Origin of the sequence: uncultured Paraglaciecola sp. (assembly GCF_963977085.1) — a bacterium.
In the GTDB taxonomy this organism is placed as follows: domain Bacteria; phylum Pseudomonadota; class Gammaproteobacteria; order Enterobacterales; family Alteromonadaceae; genus Paraglaciecola.
In genome coordinates, this window is the sequence record NZ_CAXBNC010000014.1 from 100,101 (window position 1) to 120,575 (window position 20,475).

Genomic DNA, 20,475 nt, shown 5'->3' on the forward strand with positions numbered 1-20,475 from the left:
AGTGACAAATGTAGATGCGACTAAGCAAGTTAAGGTTTTGGTCTGTGATGATGACCCAACCTACTTAATGTTAATGCGAGATACGCTAGAAGCAGAAGGCTTCATAGTGATTGACGCAGCGGACGGTGAAGCGGCGCTAAGCAAATATTTTTTATACCAGCCTGCTATAGTGTTGCTAGATGTGCAAATGCCACACCTAAATGGTTTTGAAGTCTGCCAACAATTGCGGGCTCATCCTTCGGGGAAAGACTTACCCATACTTATGGTCACCGGCGCAGATGATTTTAGTTCCATCGAGAAAGCTTATGCCGTAGGGGCAACAGACTTTTTACCTAAACCGATTAAATGGCCGATGATCGGTCATCGAATCAAATACATGTTACGCAGCAGAGACGCTGTGCAGGATCTAAAAGAAAGTGAAGAACGGCTAAGGTTTCTTGCCTATTATGATCCTTTAACAGGTTTACCCAATCGACAACATTTCACCGAGCAGTTAGAAAAGTTTATGCAACTGGCCCAACGAGGTGCATATCACGTTGCGATTATGTTTATTGATTTGGACCGATTCAAACGTATCAATGACACTTTAGGTCATGCTTTTGGTGACAAATTGTTAAAAGTTGTGGCGAACAAGTTAACGGAAAACCTGCGTCAAAGCGACGTCTTAACGCGACCTCAAGAACATAATTTGGTGCCCGAAATATCAAGACTTGGTGGTGATGAATTTACCATTTTTCTGAGTCACGTAAGCAGCGTTAATGGCGCGGCACTGGTGGCACAGCGGCTGGTGGATTCGCTATCAGCACCCATTAAAATTGAACAATATGAAGTTGTAGTGACGCCTAGTATCGGCATATCGTTTTATCCAAATGATGGTGATACCGTGGACACTTTACTCAAAAATGCCGATGCGGCTATGTATCATGCTAAGGATTCCGGTCGCAGTTGTTTTAAATTTTATTCAGACTCCCTTAATGCCAAAGCAATGGAAAAGTTGCAGCTCGAAGGCGCATTGCGAAGTGCGTTAGAAAATGACGAATTCGAATTGTACTATCAACCTCAGATAGACCTAAAAGCGAATCAAATAAATAGTGTAGAGGCACTGATTAGGTGGCATCACCCAGACTTAGGCTTAGTGCCGCCAGGTGAGTTTATTCCGATTGCAGAAGAATCAGGCTTGATCATCGATATTGGTAACTGGGTGTTAAAGACTGCGTGTACACAAGCTAAGTTGTGGCTAGACAGTGGTCTTGGCCCGATTCGGATGGCAGTGAATATATCCGGTCTACAATTTAAACTGCCTACATTTTTAGAAACGGTAAAAACTGTGTTGGACATAAGCCAATTGCCCGCCAAATTACTTGAGTTGGAGCTAACAGAAACTGTTGTAATGAGTGATGTTAAGGAAAATATTGGACGTTTGTCGGCATTAAAAGAATTGGGTATATCCTTAGCCGTGGACGATTTTGGGACGGGGTATTCGTCTTTAAACTACTTAAAACGTTTTCCCATTGACATCTTAAAGATTGATCGTTCCTTTATTACCGATATTGCCGATGACGAAAATGATGAGGCCATAGTTGCGGCTATCATGGCACTGGCAGAAACCATGAACTTGCAAGTGGTGGCCGAAGGAGTTGAAAATTACAACCAGTTGCTAAAAATCAAACAAAGTGAATGTGCTTATGTACAGGGGTATTATTTCAGCCTACCACTTGACGCGCAAGATTGTACCCAGTTACTAAAAGTTGGCCTGTCTGATATCAGCTAATGATTATCAACGTCGCCCGATACTGCAAATAAAAAATAATAAAAAAAACAGTGATATAGGGGTAAATTAGTGAGTATTGGAAATATTCAATTGCAGCCTGTTGATAAGTTAAATCGTGTATTGATTGTGACTCAGCAATCCTTGCCTGAAGCACTATTGCTAATGCTTGATAACTTATTTATTCAGGTCGAGATTGTTGATTCCCTTGTTGCTGATGTAATGACTCAGTCTCAAGTTGATGAACATCAGTTTGTATTTGTTGACGTGTCAATGCTTGACGAGAAACAGGATAAAGCACAAGTGGTTGCCACAACAATTAACCCTGTGGTGTTTATTCACTTCGAACAGCAAATAATTGGGTTACAGCTGGCGTTGGAGTTTTGTTGTATTCACTGGCCTTGTTCGGCTCAAGAAATAAAGAACCAACTGGCATTAAGCCAGTACAAAAACACCTTACGAAAACAGTATCAGCAACAAAACGAGTTGCTACATCGTACCTTTACTTGTGTGGGTGATATTTTAATTTACTTAGATGCCAATGGCGATACCCTTGATTTAAATCAAAAGGCTGAGCAATTATTTGCTCTTGACCGTGATGAGTACAAAGCTAAACCTTGGTACCACTTGTTGCGTATTCAAAGACAAATAGCCGCCAAACAAACGCAACATTTTATTGCAGCGGCGATCAAATCCAAAGCGGTGACTAAAATACAGCCTTTGGCTGTCCAGTTGTCTGCGATCAGTAACTTATTATTGGATGGGATCATTGGGCCTATTGACTATCCAGATGGCACCACTGGAGCCGTTTTAGTGCTGCGCAAACTAGCCGATATGGAAAAGATACCCACTATACTGAGTAAATATGATGCGCGGCACCCATCTCATCACAATACCAGCAATATATTGCTCATCTCCCCCGATAACTTCCGGCAAATTAATCAACAATATGATTGGCAAGTGGGAAATACGGTATTAGATGAAATTGAGGCACGTATTGCTAAAGTGTTGCGCGCATCTGACTTAAGTGTCAGGTATAGCGGGGTGTCATTTTTGGTGTTGCTTTATGACACTGAGTCGGCACAAACCCATAATTTATTAAACAAGATAATGAATACCTTAGTGAGAGAGGTTTATTTATCCCAAAAAATAAGTCTGACCTTTAGTTTTGGTTTGGCGCTTAACAATGAGTCTCTAGAATATTCACCCATCGAGTTATTTTATTCCGCCAACTTTGCTCTGTCGCAGGCTAAAGAGTTAGGTGGTAATCAGTGTCGTGAGTGGCAACAGCAAAATACACTGCAGCAAATCGGTAATTTTGATCGCGTAAATGGCAGCTTTCTTGGTAAAGGCACCTCTGATTATCAAAATATGTTGAAGTTTTGGATCACTTTGAATAAGGCTGAGCATATCCAAAATAAAGCGCTGTTTATTGATAATTTTTTATCTGCCTTGATCAAAGAATTTGGATTAGACAGTGGGGCGTTTTTTGATTACCAAGACGGGAAAGTCGCATTGTTTCAGGGCTTGGATAGTTTTCTTAAACCTTTAAATCATGAGCAGCTTAGTTTCTCTTCTCATCAACACAATGCAGTACAACAAATGGCCCGGAGTGAAGAGGCAGTAGATGTCTTCACAACTATGAAGGCGTTACAGGGTATGGCGGTGCTGGTGCCGGTTAAAATAAAAAGTCAATTGCGAGGCGTGATTCTTATTAGCAGTAACGATGAGCATTCGGCGTTACTTAGGGATCATCATTTATTAACCAAGATAGCCAATTTTGTTGCGGTTAACCTAAAACATGAGGTGAAGAGTGTTTCGCCAATAACGCCAATAACGGTGGGCAACAGCACCGCAGAGTTTTGGTATACATCTGAGCAAATGCAAAAAGTCATGCAAGAGGTTAGTTTAGTTGCACCCACAGATGCCACTGTATTGATAACAGGCGAATCAGGCACTGGTAAAGAGATGATCGCCAAGGGCATTCATCAACACAGTAATAGAAAAACAAAACCTTTTGTGATTTTCGATTGTGGCACTGCAGTAGAAAGTCTACTTGAAAGCGAGCTCTTTGGGCATGTCAGGGGAGCGTTTACCGGCGCCGACAAAACGTCAATAGGCTGTATTCAAAAAGCACAGGGAGGTACCTTATTTTTAGATGAGATAGGCGAGTTACCTATCAATGTTCAAGTTAAATTGTTGCGCTTTGTACAAGAGAAACAGTTTTCAGCCGTTGGCAGTAGTAGCTACAAAAGTGCAGATGTGCGCGTTGTAGCTGCCACCAACGTAGACTTAGAGCAACAGATCAAAAAAGGGTTATTCCGAGAGGATCTGTATTACCGGCTAAACGTATTTCAAATTCATTCACCGCCCTTACGTGAGCGCGATGCTGACATATTGTTATTGGCCGAACGTTATCTACACAAGTACAGCGCAGAATATGGAAAAGATATCAATTCATTAACCGTTTTGGCCAAACAGGCCATCACTGAGTACCACTGGCCGGGCAATGTGCGAGAATTAAAAAACCTGATGCACAGGGCCGCTATCATATGCACTGAATCCCAGTTGGACTGTATTCACCTTGGCCTGTACCCAGAAACGACTATTGAAGATATCGCTAAGCCTCTAGATGTCCCCTCGGCGACTTTAGCTAGTTCTCTTAAGGAAGAGCAACAGATTAAATCACTGCAGCAAGGGAAACTGGCGTCGCCAAAGGAAAGTCATTCAGCTAAAACAATCCAACCACATAGCTTGTGTATGGATATCATTACCCAGACTCGCGCATTAGACACAGGGGAGGCAAAAGACGTTGGTAAGTTAATACTGACACTTGAAAAACAGCTCTATCAAATTTGTTTGGAAAACAGTCAAAATATTAGCTTGCAGGCTGCGGGTAAACTTAATATAGCGGAAAGTACTTTTAGGCGGCGCTGGAAAAAACTCCAAGTATACCAATACAACTTACCCGATGCTCTGTTTGATAAGATTAACCAACTAGCCAATGACATATTAGCCTTACAGGGGGAAGAGTCTAAAGTCACACTAATGCAAAAATGTATGCTGCATTCTATCCTGATGTTAGGCTTGACCAGTCAAGAAGGGGCGAGGTTAATGGATATGAGCGCGCCAACCTTTCGTAATATGGCTAAAAAATCACCGCCAGTTCAGTAGTGCGTTTACCTTATATTTGTGACCTAAATACAGCACTATGACGAGTCAAACACGGTTTTAGTAGTACAGCAGTACAAAAAACAACCTGAAAAGATAGGCGCATGGAGAACAAAGATCGCCTATTCGCCAAAAACACCCTTCAATCAAAAATTCGCCAATTATCACTTTCAATATTTTCACTCTCTTATTTTTTACTGTTTAATTCGCCATATTTTTCAATCTGTGACGCGTATGTTTTTTAATTGGATTTGAATGAATTGTAGTTAAATTTATATTAAACAATAGGTTATGTGTTTTTGTCTCTTTTTTTTAATTGTGGTGCGAAATATGCTTTATTGTACTAGCTATGAAACTATGCTGTTTTATGGCGAATGCCTTGGGAGCGAAACAATGAAATTAATTATGTCGAATTTAAAACTCTACTTTGGGATGACTGGGGTTGTTGCACTAAGTGCACTTGCTTATTCACTGACAACTGCTGAGCAAGCAACAAGCACTCAAAAGTACATTATGCAAGGTGCTAGTCAGTCGACTATGAAGGCCCAAGTTGAGGCCGTAGGTGGTGAAATCACCCACAGCTTTAAAGTGATTGATGCATTATCTGTTGCGCTTACTGATTCGCAGGCATCGGAGATAAGCTCAACTAACCCTATGTTACGCTTGTTTGCAGATTCTCAAGTAGAATTAAACGGTAAAAAAGACAAGGTAAAGAATAACGGCAATAACGGCAATAACGGCAACGGATCAGTCAACAAAGGCTGGGACGTGGATGCCAATTTGACTTTTAACTTTGCAGCAAACAATGTCAAATGGAAAGCAAAAAATAAAACTGGCAGCAATGCAACTATTCAAAGCGTGGAAGTAAGTTGGCCTGCTACAAATGGTGAGCTGAAAGGATTATTATTTGAAGGCCAGTACTTTGAAGGAAACGATGACGGGTTATTAACTGTGATTCCTGATGGCAAAAAGCCACTTGAAGTACGCAGTAATGGTGCCTTTGATCTACAGATGGATTTTGAGGAAATTTCCAGCTTAATGGAAAGTGATTATTCTATTAAGGTAGTATTAGAGGACGGTGAGGAACTTGCCATGATCCCGTATCCTTTAGATCAAGACTCCCCAAGTCCTATCCGTTACACAGTGGACACAAGTCATTTAGAGTGGAATACCCTTAGTCGAGCCACAGTTGAACGCACACTTACTCAAGCGATGATTGAATGGCCTGCTGAAAACGGTAAATTGCTTAAATTTAAGGTGGATGGTGATGATATTCTTAGTCAACCTGTAGAGGGCGGCAGCGCAGCTTTTGATGTGCCTAAAGACATTATCATTGATCCTGACTCAATGATTAACGTGGAATTAGAGTTTGAGCAACTTATGTCTGTAGCTGACAATGAGTACAAGGTATTGCTAGCCTTTGCTAATGGCAGCCGTAAAACGTTAACCAGTACAAACAGCACGCCCCAGCAGGGCGAAGATAGAGATACCTTCTATCCGACAATTGTTAGAGCCAACGAAGCCCATGCTATGGGGATAACCGGTGATGGGGTCGCAGTGGCCATCATAGATAGCGGCATGCAAGACTTTAAAAGGTTAACACGCAATAACCGTGACGATGACCGGATTACCCATGTGTACAACGTGCGTGCCGATGAAAAGTACGACGAAGTTGAAGATGAAAATGGCCATGGAACACATATAGCTAGCGTTATCGCTAACAACACCCGTACTTTTGATCAAAATGGTACAGAAACCTCTAGTTATAACAGCATAGCGCCTGGCGCAAATTTGGTTATAGTTAAAGCATTTGATGAAAACGGCATGGCATCTTATGCAGACATATTGGCTGCCATCGAATACGTAGTTGAGAATCGTGAAGCGTTAAATATTAAAGTGTTAAACTTGTCTTTTAGCGCTACTCCTAGTTCTAATTATTGGGAAGACCCTATCAATCAGGCCGTTATGGTGGCATGGCAGGCAGGCATAACTGTGGTAGCAGCAGCGGGTAATCAAGGACCTGATGCCATGACTATTGGCGTACCCGGTAATACACCTTATGTGATCACTGTGGGCGCGATTTCTGATAATTATACCCCTGGCGACATTAACGATGATTTTGTGACGCGCTTTTCAAGTGCCGGTCCTACTTTTGAAGGTTTCGTTAAACCCGAAATAGTGGCACCTGGCGGGCATATTATGGGGTTAATGGATGGAAACTCTTCGATCAGCAAAAATTATGCTATGTACGATGATCAGAATGATTATTTCTTACTATCTGGCTCGTCACAGTCAACGGCTATTACTTCGGGCATAGTGGCCTTAATGTTACAAAACAGCCCGACTCTTTCCCCAGACGACATAAAATGTCGCTTAACTTACACTGCCAGAACGGCCGTTAATGATGAGGGTATGGCTTTTAGTATCTTTCAGCAAGGTGCTGGTCTAGTGGATGCCATGAGTGCCCTGAATGAAACCATAGTGGGTTGTGGCAATGCAGGTATGGATATAGCAGTAGATCTTGCAGGCGACGACCATTATATCGGTCCGGCGAGACGTTACGAAAATGATGGCGATTTTTATATTCCCGATCAAGAAGGATTTGAGTGGAATGGGTTGTATAGTGACGCTCATATGTGGGGACGTGTAAGGTTTACTAGTGATGCTCACATGTGGGGCAGAGTAAGATTTAATAGTGACGCCCATATGTGGGGGCGGGTCAGATTTATTAGCGATACCTATCAGTGGGCCGATGTGGAATTTAACAACGATGCACACATGTGGGGAAGGGTAAGATTTAACAGTGATGCCCATATGTGGGGTCGAGTGAGATTTACCAATGATAGCGATCTCTCAGCAAGTTCAGTAAAAACTGAATGGGTAAATCAGGAGTAAATACAATAACCTAGTTTCAATAGTATGTTGAAAATAGGTCTAGTAAAACGGGCACTATTAAGTGCCCGTTTTTGTATGTGTGCAAACTAATTGACTAGGGTTTACATTAAAACCACTGGCTTGTTGATAGCGTTATTCCCATCCCATCAAAGCTATAAATACAGAACCTTATTTGCCCACCCCTAAACGTTAAAACACTTAAGCATGGCACTTTTACTGTTTTCTGGTGTGTTTTTACATCCCTTTGCGCAAATATTCTACTATTACATTGCCTTTTCTTTTAGAGTCCCATTTGTAGAAATATTCAGTTACCATCTAATACAAATTACCCTTTGAGCACATCAATGAACTTAGACAAGTCGCAAAAACGTATCAGTAAGCGGGTTAAACGTGGATTTTGTGGTTATCCGCTGATCAGCATTGAATATTTTGGCCTGAGCGAAACGCTTGCTACAAAAGTGGAAGTGGGGTTTATTCAAGAAGAGAATGCCGAACCTATGTTAGAAACCTTCAACAGCGAATCGGACATTCGTCAAGATGAGACAGTACAAACCACTATCATTAAAATTATTGATCGAGTGGATGCAAAAACGGTGACACTTCAAGATAAGGTACAACTATTAAAATAAAACTGTAATTTTCTGAGTGGGTCAACGGTCAAGTTCCGTGAATACGCAGAGTTGCTCTGTTAACCCACACCTTTATAGGAAAATTTATGCAAAACACTGATTCGTTATCCCTACAACAAAAACTTCAATGGTCTTTATTTTCGTTACGTCTTGGCGTTTTTATTGTTATGTTCGTTTGGACCCTAGATAAATTTATCAATCCCGGTCACGGCAGCAAGATTCTGCAACATTTTTATGGTGTTGAGGGAGTGGGTGAATCTATGGTTTATCTGTTCGGGGCACTACAATTAGTATTAGTTTTAGCTTTTTTAGCGGGCATTAAAAAGCGCATCAGTTATGGTTTAGTGTTATTGATGCATGCGGGATCGACCTTTTCATCTTATGCCAAATACTTTGACGCATTTAACAACTTACTGTTTTTTGCTGCTTGGCCTATGTTGGCGGCTTGTTTAGCCTTGTATTTATTAAGAGATGAAGACACTAAATTTACTCTTTAGTCGAAAAGGTTAGTGTCGCCCTAAGATAAACGAAACCCGTAAAGCTGCTTCTTTGCGGGTTTCGAGTTTTAGATTGCCGCCATGGGTTATCAGTCTCTTATTACAAAGTGCCAGGCCCACATCTGTGCTTTTAGACATTGTGGTGTAAATAGGGAGTAGGCCTTGCAGTAGTTCTTGTTCTGCATGTCTTTACCTTACAATGAGAAAGGTGTTTTAAGTGGAAAGTTAATGGTGATTGAACACTACTATAGTTGTTTGGAGACTACAGTTTATGACTGTTTTTGAAGGCAGCAATTGTTTAGTAAATCAAGGCAATCATCTATAACTGCAGAGCCTTTTCAATATCCTTTATTAATGCCTTATCCGTGGGTTTAACAGCTGAGGCATACGCATTAACAATATTGCCATTTTTATCCATTAAGTATTTAAAAAAGTTCCATTTGGGTGTTTGCCCCGATTTGTTGGCTAACATCCTATATAAAGGATCTACATGTTCACCTTTCACAGACATGGCTTCAAACATGGGAAATTTAACGCCGTAGGTTAGTCTGCAGATTTGTCCTGTTTTGACTTCGCTTTTGTCTTCTTGATTAAAATCATGTGAGGGGAAACCTAAAACTACAAAACCTTGGTTACTATATTGACTATATAAGGCCTCAAGTCCCTCAAATTGAGGGGTAAAACCACAATAACTGGCAGTATTCACAAATAAAACGGTTTTCCCTTGGTAGGCTTCGCACATATTCACAGTTTCTTGGGAGTTAAGTTTACGTTTTACAAATTTAAGTAAGTCAGGGCAATCATTTCCAAGTGCATTGGATGACGTGAGTGACAGCAGTACTAGAGTAATTAGGCTTGTGATCTTAATGAATAACTTCATAATTTATACCTTGTTGCAGCAATGTCGAGAGTGTAATTGTAGCGGTTAGCATTAGTGAAAAACTGCTTTTCATCAACCCTTTTTCGTAAATGCGCTGATTTGGATCACTTTTGGTTGTTGCTAGAAAACAAAAAGCCGGCACTATGCCGGCTTCAATTTTGTTGTTGACGTTTTATTCAAACATATAAGAGATGCTTGCGCCAAAAGTTCTTGGTTGATTTGGGTAAACTTGGATGCTGCCAGATTGAATTGGACGTGGGAATGCTGAAAGGAAATATTCATCATTGGTCACGTTTCGCACATAAAATTGCAAAGTTACGCCGTTTTCAAAGTTTAGGCCAGTACTTAGGTTAAGGGTGTTAACTTCACGGGTAACATCAGGATTAATGTTGCCTACTACGCGAGTCTCGCTTTCATAGATATAATCGGCACGCACGTAACCGTACATTCCGTTATCAAACTCTAGGTCATATTTAGCGCCGGCAACAATGCTTTGCTCGTGTATGCCCGGCACTTGTGTACCAGATAAGTCAGCTTGGCCATTTTCATCTTGTCCACCTACGAATGAAACATATTCAGGGTCAAGAAATGTACCTGCTAAGGTGAGAGTCAAATCATCAGTAACACGGAAAGTCGAGTCAAATTCGATACCTTTGGTATTTTGTTCACCGGCATTTGAAAGTACGTAACCTGTTCCTAAGAAAGTACTGGATTGGAATCCTTCTATGGTTTGGTCAAAAATCGTGGCATTAAAAGACATATTTGAGAAATTTGATTTAATCCCTAACTCATAAACTGTGGCTTCTTCAGGGCTAGCATATCGCGTACCGTAAGATTGGTTTGGTAATGCTAAGCTTGGAATGGCTTCAATCGCAGCTTGGTCCGAAGGAAACGGACGAGAGTCACGAGATAAGTTCCAAGAAGAGGCTTTAAAGCCCGTCGCTGCAGTGGCAAAGACGTTAACATTTTTATTTATTGTGTAAGCACCACGAAGTGACCAAGTGATTTTGTCATCACTTGTTTTATTGGCTTCAGCATCATTAGGTAATTCCAACATTTGTGGTTGAAATTGATAGGCTTTTAACGCTTCAACAGTACCTAGTGCCACTGCCTCAGACATGCCTTGACCCATAAATACTTGGTAAAGTGGCACACCATAAACAGTTAAATCATTATTAAAATCCACTTGAGACAGTGCGTCGGTGTTTTCTGACTCAAGGGTGATTTCTTTTTCATCTTTGGTGTAACTGACCCCTAAAGTCGCAGTGAAGTCATCAGTTATGTGATAATCAAAGTTAACAAATAATGAATAGGCTTCGTTTTTTTGTATAAAGTCATTACCTATAGTACTGCCTGCTCCCAAAATATCCCCAGGATTAAGTACAGGGTATAAAGCTTCTAGGGTATCAAACAGACCATTTGTTGATGGGGTAAATGAATTTAATACATCAAAATAAGGTCTAGCCATGGTGCCATAAGATAATACGTCACCTGTAGTATCTACGTTTTCGTCGAAGTAAAAGGCACCTACCATCCAGTCGAGTTTGTTATCGCCAGTTGAGGTCAAACGAAATTCTTGGGTAAAGGTATCAATTTCAACGTTGGCTTCTTCTGTAAGAATGTCCAAAGAAGTAAAATCAACATCATTGAAGAAACCTGAGTCGTTAATTCTGTAGGCAGAAATAGACGTAAATGCAAAGCCATCAAAATCGATATCTGCTTGCAAAGAGATACCACTGTCTTCTACAAAGTTTGTTGGATCATAATTCAGTGCTGATTCGTAAGAAAAGGGATCTTCATCAGATGTAACCAATCCACCAAGAGCTTGAACGGCAGCAGCAGTTGGCCCATTTTCATAGCCTGCTGTGGTACAGCAAGCTTCGTCAATTTCGCTGTAATCAGCTATAAAACGGAATGTGGCATCTTCAGTTGGTTCATACAACAATTGACCACGAAGATTCCAACGATCACGATCATTAATTTTTCCAAGTCCAGAAATGCTATCTGTATAACCATCTCGGGTATTCATGCCGCCTGATACACTAAAAGCTAAATTATCTGTTATACCATTTGAAAAATATCCTCGAAGCAGTTGTTGGTTGTAGTTGCCTACGCTTGCTTCAACTTTCCCCTCCATGTCATAAGAAGGGCCACCGGTACGCACACTGATGACACCAGCAGACGCATTTTTACCAAATAAGGTACTTTGAGGACCACTTAATACTTCAATTTGTTGCAGTTTAGGTAAGTCGCCAATTAAAGCGGCGGCACGAGAGCGATAGACTCCATCAATGAAAACCCCTACTGAAGGCTCAATACCTGTGTTGTTGGTACCATTACCAAATCCACGAATAGAAAAACCTGTGTTTATGGAGCGCTGTAATGGTGTCACCCTTAGCGTAGGCACTAACACTTGTAAGTCACCGATATCCAACACTTTGGCTTGTTCTACCGTTTCACCACTGGTTACTGAGACTGCAATTGGAGTTTGTTGCAAACCTGTTTGGCGTTTTGAGGCCGTTACAAAAATCCGTTCAATGCCTCCCTCTTCTGCCTCTGCGGCATCACTTTCTTGGGCTTGAATGCTAGTTGTGCCTAAAGCACCTAATATCGCAGACACTAAAAGCGTTTTTTTAAACCCTCTAGTTGCGCGCGGGAGGTTATTGATCGCATTTTTATTCATTGACGTTTCTCTATTTTGACTTTCTTGTTAAAAAAAATGACAAACAGTGAATCCCCAAACAGCTTTGAAGCCAAAGGTCCACTCATCAGACCTGTAACTTTAGCAAGAATATAAGAGGGAAGTAAATGGTTGGTTACGTAAATGTTAATGAAAAAGCGTGATTGAACAATATAGCTCACAGTTATGCAGTGGTGTTAATATGTTGTTGCCTAGATTTAAGGCAGAAAAAAGCCGGCAATAGCCGGCTTAAAATTACATCACTCATATAGTGGGTCGTTAAAAACGTTTTTTAACGGTAACACCAAATGTTGCAGGCTCAGCCATATAGGCATTTAACTTACCCGTTTGTAATGGTGCGTTGAAGTTAGTGCGATTGATATATTCTTCGTCAAGCAGGTTGCGGGCCCAAACCACAACATCCAAATCAGCGTCTTCAAAGTTCATAAAGAATCGTAAATTCACCACATTATAAGCATCTTGAATCGCATAAGGGTCGTTACTGCCGTCTAAGATGACTTCACTTGTGTGGCTGAAATCCCCCTGAACATAACTATACACACCATCTGCTATTTCGAAGTCTTTTTTCACACTAATAACAGCATAGTGTTTGGGTTCGCCACCAGGCCTGTCACCTGAACGATCACAGAATTGGTCTGTTGGATTTTGGCGACCAGGGTCGTCAATTCCGGTATGAAAGGTATACGCCACCCAACAATTGCCACCTTTAAAGGTTTTGTATTCGGCGTCTACAAATGCCCAAGCAAAATTCACTTCAAGACTGTCTATTGGTAACCAAGTCGCTTCCACTTCGAAACCAGAAATTTCATAATCTCCAGCGTTCTGAAGGTTAAAACCATTTCCAGTAAAGGTATTCGCCTGGAAATCTTCAACAGTAGTGTAATGTGCTGCTGCATTAATGCGTAAATCGTAATCACGAAAGTCTTTCTTTATACCTAGTTCGAAAGATTCTGAGGTTTCAGCATCAAATAGAGGTTCAAAATCTTTTGCAATACGGTCCGTATTGGTACCACCAGATTTATAACCTGTACCAAGTGATCCATAAATCAATGTACTTCTATCTGGTTGCCAGCTGAGTTTAATACTACCAGTTACCTGATCATCTGTTAGCGTTGGGGGAGCAATATCATCACGGGGTTTTGTTACATCTGTGAGAAGTAAGAATCCCCAACCTGTTTGGGCAAAAGGTGCAAAACTATTTTGCACAAATGCCAACTGGTTAGGATCACTAAAGTCAATTGCACCAGCAGCAATACCGCCGGCAGCAGTTAATGCTGATACAACATCTGGTGTGTTTTCCAAGTCCAAACCATCGATGTCTGGTCCAACTTCAGAAAACACAGTGGTGAGATCTTTTTCTTCGCTAGTAAAACGTAGTCCCGCCGTTAAAGTAAATTCATTGCTTAACTTGAAGTCAAACTGACCGAAAAGCGCATAACTTTCATGTTCTTGACTAGCGATATGATTAAATCCTGTTCCAGCTGGCGCTGCGGCAGCTACTGGACTCACTCCCAACGCACCAAGTTGATCGATTAAACCTAGCAGGCCCACAAAGGTGCCTGGTGTACCAACAAGGGCATCAACTTCAGAACTTATATTTTCTAAGGCAAAACTATTAAAACTATTGTCTGTGTATAAGCTGTAATTAAGATCTAAGTCTTGAGTGAAGTAGTAAGCCCCTAAAATGTAGTTCACTTTATCGCCGGTGTAATCTAGACGTATTTCTTGCGAAAATGATTCTTGTGTAGAATCGTTTATTGTTCCGAACAAATCTGCATCTGTAAAATCCGCATCAATATTGTCGAAAGAGTCAAAATTACGATAGGCCGAGATAGAAACCAAGGTATAGTTGTCATCCAATTCCCAGTTAATCTCAGCGGACAAACCTTTATCTGTCATGCTTGACTCAGGTAAAAATGATACTGCCACTTCTCTGTCGTAAAATGCATCCCCACCTGGAAATACTGTGCCCCCTAAGCTAGGTAAAACCGCATCTGAACCGTATTTTCCTGGTATTTCCAAGGCTTCAAAGTTACTTAACTGAACCGGTGCACCACAGCATATTTCGTCTATTTCTGAATAATCGGCAATGACTCTGACAGACACATCATCAGATGGTGTATATAGCGCTTGTACCCTAGCACCCCAGCGGTTTCTGTCATTCATGACATCTTCGCCTAGATTAACATCGCTGATGGTACCGTCTCTTTGGCTTCCAAAAGCTGTGACACGAAACGCTAATACGTCTTCAATTGCAGAAATTGATGCAGCGCCAGACAAATTCACTAATCCATAATTACCAACAGTGGCTTCTACAAATCCATCACCCCCGTCATGGCTAGGTTTTACTGTGCTAACAAGTATGGCGCCAGAAGGGGTATTTTTACCAAAAAGTGTACCTTGGGGGCCACGTAAAACTTCTACCGCTGCTACATCGACTAAGTTATTAATCATGGAGTTTTGACGCGCCCGGTATACGCCATCTACGTACAAACCAACGGATGACTCAAGTCCAAAGTTTTGAGATGAGGTGCCTACGCCACGTATAGAGAAACTTGAATTAGTTGCACTTTGGCTTTGAAACGCACCTAAACCAGGGACATTAGTTTGTAAGTCGTACATGTCTTTAATGACCGCTTCCGCCATTTCATCACCAGTAAAAGCGGTGACTGACACTGGTACTTCTTGTAGGTTTTGGGCTCTTTTTTGAGCAGTAACAGTAATGGTTTCTAAACGACCTTCTTGTTCTGCTTCTTGAGCGAATACAGAAGAGTGAGTCAGTGCAAGGGATAAAGTCACCATGCTTGATACGGCAGAAAGTGTAAAACGTTTTTGGGGTATCTGTTTCATTATGTGATCTCTTTTTTGCTAGCGTAGCTAGTCTATTTTGGTTTTTTATTTAGATAGGAAAATGAATCTTTTTGCGGATTGGTATAAGCCCAAAAGTTCAGCTCATCAGACCTGTCACTTTATCAATATTTATGGTTAAAAGTAAATGCTAGGTGTGTACTTTGTTAGTAAAGTAATATTAATGGAAAAAAATGGTTGTAATGGTTATTTAAAATTTAACATTGATCCATGTTAATTCGGTGTTTTCCCTTGGTAAGTAGCGGGATTGGCTGAAGTCTTTTAATTATTAGTAGTAGTGATATAAATATACTAAATGTAAATTAATTAAAATAATAAATTCAACTAATAGATCTATTGATACTACTATCGCATCAGTCATCGAAGTAGCGGAGAGTACGTGTCTGAGTTTTATTTAGTCCGTCATGGACAAGCTTCATTTGGAGCTAAAAATTACGATAAGTTAAGTGAGCTTGGTCATCAACAAGCACGCTGGCTGGGCGAATATTTTACAGCACGAGGTATCGATTTCTCTCATGCATTTATGGGTGATATGGTTCGCCATAGAGAAACAGCTCAAGGTATTCTAGGTGGTGTAAGTCAAACTCCTACTGTTACCGTAGACACAGGTTTTAATGAATTTAATTTTAAAAATATTGGTGATAGTTACCTTTCACTAAATCCACAAAGTCAATTGCCAGACAACCCTAAACCTGCAGATTTTTATCGACTATTAAAACTCGCTATGTATGCCTGGTCTGAAAACTTGTTGCATACAGAATCCCTAGATGAGAGCTGGTCAGATTTTAAAAGTAGAGTGCAGGGGGCACTACATAAAGTTTGCCAGCAAGACAGTGACAAACCCATTTTGATAGTCAGTTCTGGTGGCGCTATCTCTATGCTATTGAGTTTGGTTTTAGGGTTAGATGCCAAACAAGTCATAGAGCTGAATATGCAAGTCCGCAATACCAGTATCAGCCATTTTTATTTCAACAAAAGCACTATACGTTTATCAAGTTTTAACAATATCCCACATTTAGATAGTCCTGATAGATTGGACTCCATCACCTTTAGCTAAAGGAAATACAATTATGAATTTTGATTACTCCGACAAATCTCAAAAACTTATCGACCGCCTTCAAGCCTTTATGGATGAGCATATATACCCTTTTGAGCAGGAATATATTGATGCTGTTCACAATAACCCAAACCGTTGGTCTACGCCTCCAATGTTGGAAGCCCTTAAACAAAAGGCTAAAGATGCGGGGTTGTGGAATTTGTTTTTACCAGAAGAATACCTCCCTTATGGCGCTGGATTAAGTAATCTGGAATATGCACCCTTATGTGAACTTATGGGACGCGTAATGTGGAGTAGTGAAGTATTTAACTGTAGCGCTCCTGATACAGGCAATATGGAAGTACTGGCGCGTTATGGTTCAGAAGCAGACAAAGAAAAATGGTTAGTGCCCTTATTGGAAGGCAAAATTCGTTCTGCTTTTGCTATGACCGAACCTGCTGTTGCCTCATCTGACGCAACCAACATCGAAACGTCTATTGTGCGCGATGGTGACGAATATGTCATAAACGGGGTTAAGTGGTACACCAGTGGTGCAATGAACGCGAATTGTAAAATTATGGTCGTCATGGGTAAAACAGACACTTCTGCCCCTCGTCACCAGCAACAATCACAAATTTTAGTGCCCATGGACACTAAGGGTGTAACTGTTATTCGACCCATGGCCGCTATGGGGCATTATGACGAACCTGTAGGACACGCAGAGGTATCCTTTGATAACGTCCGTGTGCCAGCAGCTAATTTATTAGTGGGTGAAGGCGAAGGTTTTGCTATCGCTCAAGGTCGTTTAGGGCCAGGCAGAATACACCATTGTATGCGTTTGATTGGTTGTGCTCAGCGCGCCTTAGATTTGGCATGTGAACGGGTAGAAAATCGCATTGCTTTTGGACAGCCTTTAAGTAAACAACAGTCTATTCGTGAACGTATTGCGCAAATGCATTGTGATATTGAGCAAGCACGCTTATTAACATTAAAAGCGGCCGACAACATGGACAGGTACGGCAATAAAGTCAGTAAAAACATTATTGCTGCCATTAAAATTGTGGCACCTAAAATGGCATGTAACGTTATCGATCAAGCGATCCAAATGCATGGTGCTGCAGGAACTAGCCAAGACTTTATCTTGTCTGCTACTTATGCTTATGCACGTACTATCCGTTTAGCTGATGGCCCTGATGAAGTACATATGATGCAACTAGGCCGCAACCTAATAAAAGATGCTAATGCTTAGTTTGAGTTTGATAAAGAGGAATATGTTATGACTGATAGAGGCGCTGTTGATCAATTAGACGAGCAACTTTTGGCGGATTATTTAACCCAACACGTTGCTGGTTTTGAAGGTCCTGTCACCGCAACTAAATTTGCAGGTGGTCAGTCAAACCCCACTTTTAAGTTGCAGACTGCTAACCAAGCATATGTGTTGCGTCGCCAACCACCTGGTAAGTTATTGAAGTCTGCCCATGCAGTTGATCGAGAATATAAAGTATTAGCTGCATTGGAAAACTCTAGTGTACCAGTGGCTAAGGTGTACCATCTTTGTGAAGATACCTCTTTGATTGGTAGCATGTTTTATATAATGGAATATGTTGAAGGACGGGTCTTTTGGGACAGTGCGTTACCAGAGATTTCCAATAATCAAATTCGCGGCCAAATGTATCAAAATATGGTTGAAGTGATGGCGGCGTTACATAGTGTGGATGTGGAAAAAGTAGGCTTGAGCGATTACGGTAAACCCGGTAATTATTACGAGCGGCAATTTAGCCGTTGGAGTAAACAGTATAAGTTATCAGAAACCCAAGATATCCCAGAAATGGATCAGTTAATTGCTTGGCTTGAAAAACATTTGCCGGAAGAGGATGGCAAAGTGTCACTAGTGCACGGCGACTATCGTATGGATAACGTTATGTTTCATCCAACAGAGCCAAAGATTTTAGCGGTTTTAGACTGGGAGTTATCTACTTTAGGGCACCCTTATGCCGACTTAGCTTATCAGTGTATGCAATTACGTTTACCTGAAAATGTTGGCAAAGCCACTGGCTTAGGTGGCATTGAAAGAGCGCCGCTGGGGATCCCTGAGGAGCAAGAATATGTCGATGCTTATTGTAAGTTAGTGGGTATAGATAAAATCGACAATTGGAATTTTTATTTAGCTTTTAGCTTTTTCCGCTTAGCGGCTATTGCCCAAGGTGTGGCAAAACGAGTTGAAGATGGCAATGCGTCTAGTAAAGAAGCCCAAGGGGTAGGTGCAATTGTTAAACCTTTAGCCCAATACGCTTTAAAACTAACCCAATAATGTAACAGCTCCTAAAACAGGGGCTGGAATATCAGAAATTTCACGGAGAATGTAATGAAAGCCATAGTATGTGAAGAATTTGCCCCAGTAGAGCAATTACAATATAAAGATGTGCCTGATCCGGTGGCTAAAAAAGGCCATGTGGTAGTCGACGTTAAAGCATGTGGTGTCAATTTCCCTGACGGGTTATTGGTGCAAGGTTTGTATCAAATGAAACCTCCATTCCCTTTTATACCGGGTAATGAAGTTGCTGGCGTGATAAGTGAGGTAGGCGAGGGTGTTCCTTACCTAAAAGTGGGGATGCGAGTGATTGCCATGGTTATGTTAGGTGGCTACGCAGAGAAAGTGTTATGCCCTGCTTCGCACATTATGCCTATTCCCGATGAAATTCCTGATGAAGAAGCTGCAGCGTTAGTCACCGCTCATGCAACTGCTCATCATGCACTTAAACAACGTGCACAAATTAAACCTGGCGAAACATTATTAGTTACTGGTGCTGCTGGTGGCACGGGCTTGGCTGCGGTGCAAATTGGTAAAGAAATGGGAGCTACTGTTATTGCGGTTTGCTCTACCCAAGAAAAGTTAGATATGGCCAAAGAAAATGGTGCCGACATTCTAATTAACTACACAGAAACCGATTTGAAAACGGCTATTAAAGAAGTAACCGATGGTAAAGGTGTTGATGTAGTTTATGAATGTGTTGGCGGCGATACTTTTCACGCCTGTTCAAGAAGTATGGCTTGGAACGGTAGATTATTAGTGGTTGGTTTTGCTGGTGGTACTATTCCTGAATTCCCAGTGAATTTAGCCTTGGTAAAAGGTTATTCGGTAATGGGCGTTTTTTGGGGGTCCTTTACCCAGCATCAACCAAAAGAATTTGCAGATAACATGAAAGAGTTATTAATGTGGTATGTGCAAGGAAAAGTCAAAGTGGTAGTTGATGACGTAGTACCTTTAGAAAACGCCAAAGACGCCTTGAATAAAGTCATGAATCGAGAAGTCAAAGGTAAGATGACTTTGCGGCCTTAAAGGCAGCTACGAGTTTAAAAGCGTTTGAACCACAGAGGGCACAGAGCGCTGCGCTGCACAGAGAAATAGATTGTTAAAAATTAATTCTTTTTCTCTGTGTCCTGCTTTTCCTCTGTGGTGAACATTCTTTTATCTTCATGCAAAAAAAAACGGCCTCAAAAGAGGCCATTTTTAAAAAGGTGAGCAGGATAAGCTACTCACCTACCATGTTGAACGTGTCGCTGGCCGAAGCCAAGTTCGTTCTAGAACAATTCTTTGCGCTTAAATCCTGTCGTTCAGTGCAGCAACGATAGGTGATGCTTCTAAACCATTCTCAGAAGCCCAAGCTAATACAGTTTTGCCGTCTTTTTCTGGTGAGCTTAAGTCACCTTTAGGCATTTTTTTCACCATCAATGTACCTGTTTCAACAGCGTTATTTAACATGGCTGTGCGAATAAGGCTGTTACCGCCACAAGATACACCGGTGTAATAATCTTTCAGTTTTAATCTAAAATCAGACTGAACACGTTTCATTTTTTTACGTAGTTCGCCTTTGTCATCTGCTTTAACGATAGTACAGATATTTTGTAAAGCTTCGCCTACATCAGCTTGTGCGTTACCCGCAGTGAATAAAGAGATAGTAGCGATAGCGATAGAAGTTTTAACTATTTTCAACATGGTTAAGTTCCTCGGTGGTTAAGTTTACTTAGC

13 protein-coding genes are annotated in these 20,475 nt (G+C 41.1%); 9 read left to right on the forward strand and 4 right to left on the reverse strand.

What is annotated here, in order from left to right; all coding sequences use genetic code 11:
• Position 1 precedes the first annotated feature (1 nt).
• From AAC000_RS15800 to AAC000_RS15820, 5 genes are all read left to right on the forward strand, one after another.
• The gene (locus AAC000_RS15800; protein ID WP_339723928.1) at positions 2-1,771 is read left to right on the forward strand and encodes an EAL domain-containing protein; all 1,770 of its coding nucleotides are present in this window, start codon (positions 2-4) and stop codon (positions 1,769-1,771) included.
• 69 nt (positions 1,772-1,840) lie between these two features.
• Positions 1,841-4,942 (forward strand): sigma 54-interacting transcriptional regulator, encoded by a 3,102-nt coding sequence (locus AAC000_RS15805; RefSeq protein WP_339723930.1) that lies wholly within the window; start codon positions 1,841-1,843, stop codon positions 4,940-4,942.
• 390 nt (positions 4,943-5,332) lie between these two features.
• Positions 5,333-7,834 carry a S8 family peptidase gene (locus AAC000_RS15810; protein ID WP_339723932.1) on the forward strand — a complete coding sequence of 834 codons (2,502 nt, stop codon included), beginning with the start codon at positions 5,333-5,335 and terminating at the stop codon, positions 7,832-7,834.
• A gap of 344 nt (positions 7,835-8,178) precedes the next feature.
• Positions 8,179-8,463, forward strand: a complete 285-nt coding sequence (locus tag AAC000_RS15815) for a hypothetical protein (protein WP_339723934.1) — start codon at positions 8,179-8,181, stop codon at positions 8,461-8,463.
• A gap of 86 nt (positions 8,464-8,549) precedes the next feature.
• Positions 8,550-8,960: a hypothetical protein gene (locus AAC000_RS15820; protein WP_339723937.1), complete on the forward strand. Its 411-nt coding sequence runs from the start codon at positions 8,550-8,552 to the stop codon at positions 8,958-8,960.
• A 319-nt stretch (positions 8,961-9,279) separates the two neighbouring features.
• Here AAC000_RS15820 and AAC000_RS15825 read toward each other — a convergent pair whose 3' ends face one another.
• From AAC000_RS15825 to AAC000_RS15835, 3 genes are all read right to left on the reverse strand, one after another.
• Entirely contained in the window at positions 9,280-9,840 is a 561-nt protein-coding gene (locus AAC000_RS15825) for a glutathione peroxidase (protein ID WP_339723938.1), read from the reverse strand.
• A 172-nt stretch (positions 9,841-10,012) separates the two neighbouring features.
• Complete coding sequence (locus tag AAC000_RS15830) at positions 10,013-12,523, reverse strand: TonB-dependent receptor (protein ID WP_339723939.1); 2,511 nt, start codon at positions 12,521-12,523, stop codon at positions 10,013-10,015.
• A 276-nt stretch (positions 12,524-12,799) separates the two neighbouring features.
• A complete protein-coding gene (locus tag AAC000_RS15835) occupies positions 12,800-15,391 on the reverse strand; it encodes a TonB-dependent receptor (protein WP_339723940.1) in 2,592 nt (863 codons plus the stop codon).
• Positions 15,392-15,788: 397 nt separating this feature from the next.
• Here AAC000_RS15835 and AAC000_RS15840 point away from each other — a divergent pair, with 397 nt between their 5' ends.
• The 4 genes from AAC000_RS15840 to AAC000_RS15855 are packed head-to-tail and all read left to right on the forward strand — an operon-like array spanning position 15,789 to position 19,785.
• The gene (locus AAC000_RS15840) at positions 15,789-16,466 is read left to right on the forward strand and encodes a histidine phosphatase family protein (protein ID WP_339723942.1); all 678 of its coding nucleotides are present in this window, start codon (positions 15,789-15,791) and stop codon (positions 16,464-16,466) included.
• Between the two features lie 13 nt (positions 16,467-16,479).
• Entirely contained in the window at positions 16,480-17,694 is a 1,215-nt protein-coding gene (locus tag AAC000_RS15845) for an acyl-CoA dehydrogenase family protein (RefSeq protein ID WP_339723944.1), read from the forward strand.
• A gap of 27 nt (positions 17,695-17,721) precedes the next feature.
• Entirely contained in the window at positions 17,722-18,756 is a 1,035-nt protein-coding gene (locus tag AAC000_RS15850) for a phosphotransferase (RefSeq protein ID WP_339723945.1), read from the forward strand.
• 54 nt (positions 18,757-18,810) lie between these two features.
• Positions 18,811-19,785: an NADPH:quinone oxidoreductase family protein gene (locus AAC000_RS15855; RefSeq protein WP_339723947.1), complete on the forward strand. Its 975-nt coding sequence runs from the start codon at positions 18,811-18,813 to the stop codon at positions 19,783-19,785.
• A 261-nt stretch (positions 19,786-20,046) separates the two neighbouring features.
• On the opposite strand, the gene AAC000_RS15860 is transcribed toward AAC000_RS15855, so the two are convergent.
• A complete protein-coding gene (locus AAC000_RS15860) occupies positions 20,047-20,442 on the reverse strand; it encodes a DUF3718 domain-containing protein (protein ID WP_339721769.1) in 396 nt (131 codons plus the stop codon).
• Between the last annotated feature and the right edge of the window lie 33 nt (positions 20,443-20,475).

Coding starts and splice junctions, on each gene's coding strand:
- AAC000_RS15810 (WP_339723932.1), top strand. CDS start 5,333: ATGAAATTAATTATGTCGAATTTAAAACTCTACTTTGGGATGACTGGG.
- AAC000_RS15815 (WP_339723934.1), top strand. CDS start 8,179: ATGAACTTAGACAAGTCGCAAAAACGTATCAGTAAGCGGGTTAAACGT.
- AAC000_RS15820 (WP_339723937.1), top strand. CDS start 8,550: ATGCAAAACACTGATTCGTTATCCCTACAACAAAAACTTCAATGGTCT.
- AAC000_RS15825 (WP_339723938.1), bottom strand. CDS start 9,840: ATGAAGTTATTCATTAAGATCACAAGCCTAATTACTCTAGTACTGCTG.
- AAC000_RS15830 (WP_339723939.1), bottom strand. CDS start 12,523: ATGAATAAAAATGCGATCAATAACCTCCCGCGCGCAACTAGAGGGTTT.
- AAC000_RS15835 (WP_339723940.1), bottom strand. CDS start 15,391: ATGAAACAGATACCCCAAAAACGTTTTACACTTTCTGCCGTATCAAGC.
- AAC000_RS15845 (WP_339723944.1), top strand. CDS start 16,480: ATGAATTTTGATTACTCCGACAAATCTCAAAAACTTATCGACCGCCTT.
- AAC000_RS15850 (WP_339723945.1), top strand. CDS start 17,722: ATGACTGATAGAGGCGCTGTTGATCAATTAGACGAGCAACTTTTGGCG.
- AAC000_RS15855 (WP_339723947.1), top strand. CDS start 18,811: ATGAAAGCCATAGTATGTGAAGAATTTGCCCCAGTAGAGCAATTACAA.
- AAC000_RS15860 (WP_339721769.1), bottom strand. CDS start 20,442: ATGTTGAAAATAGTTAAAACTTCTATCGCTATCGCTACTATCTCTTTA.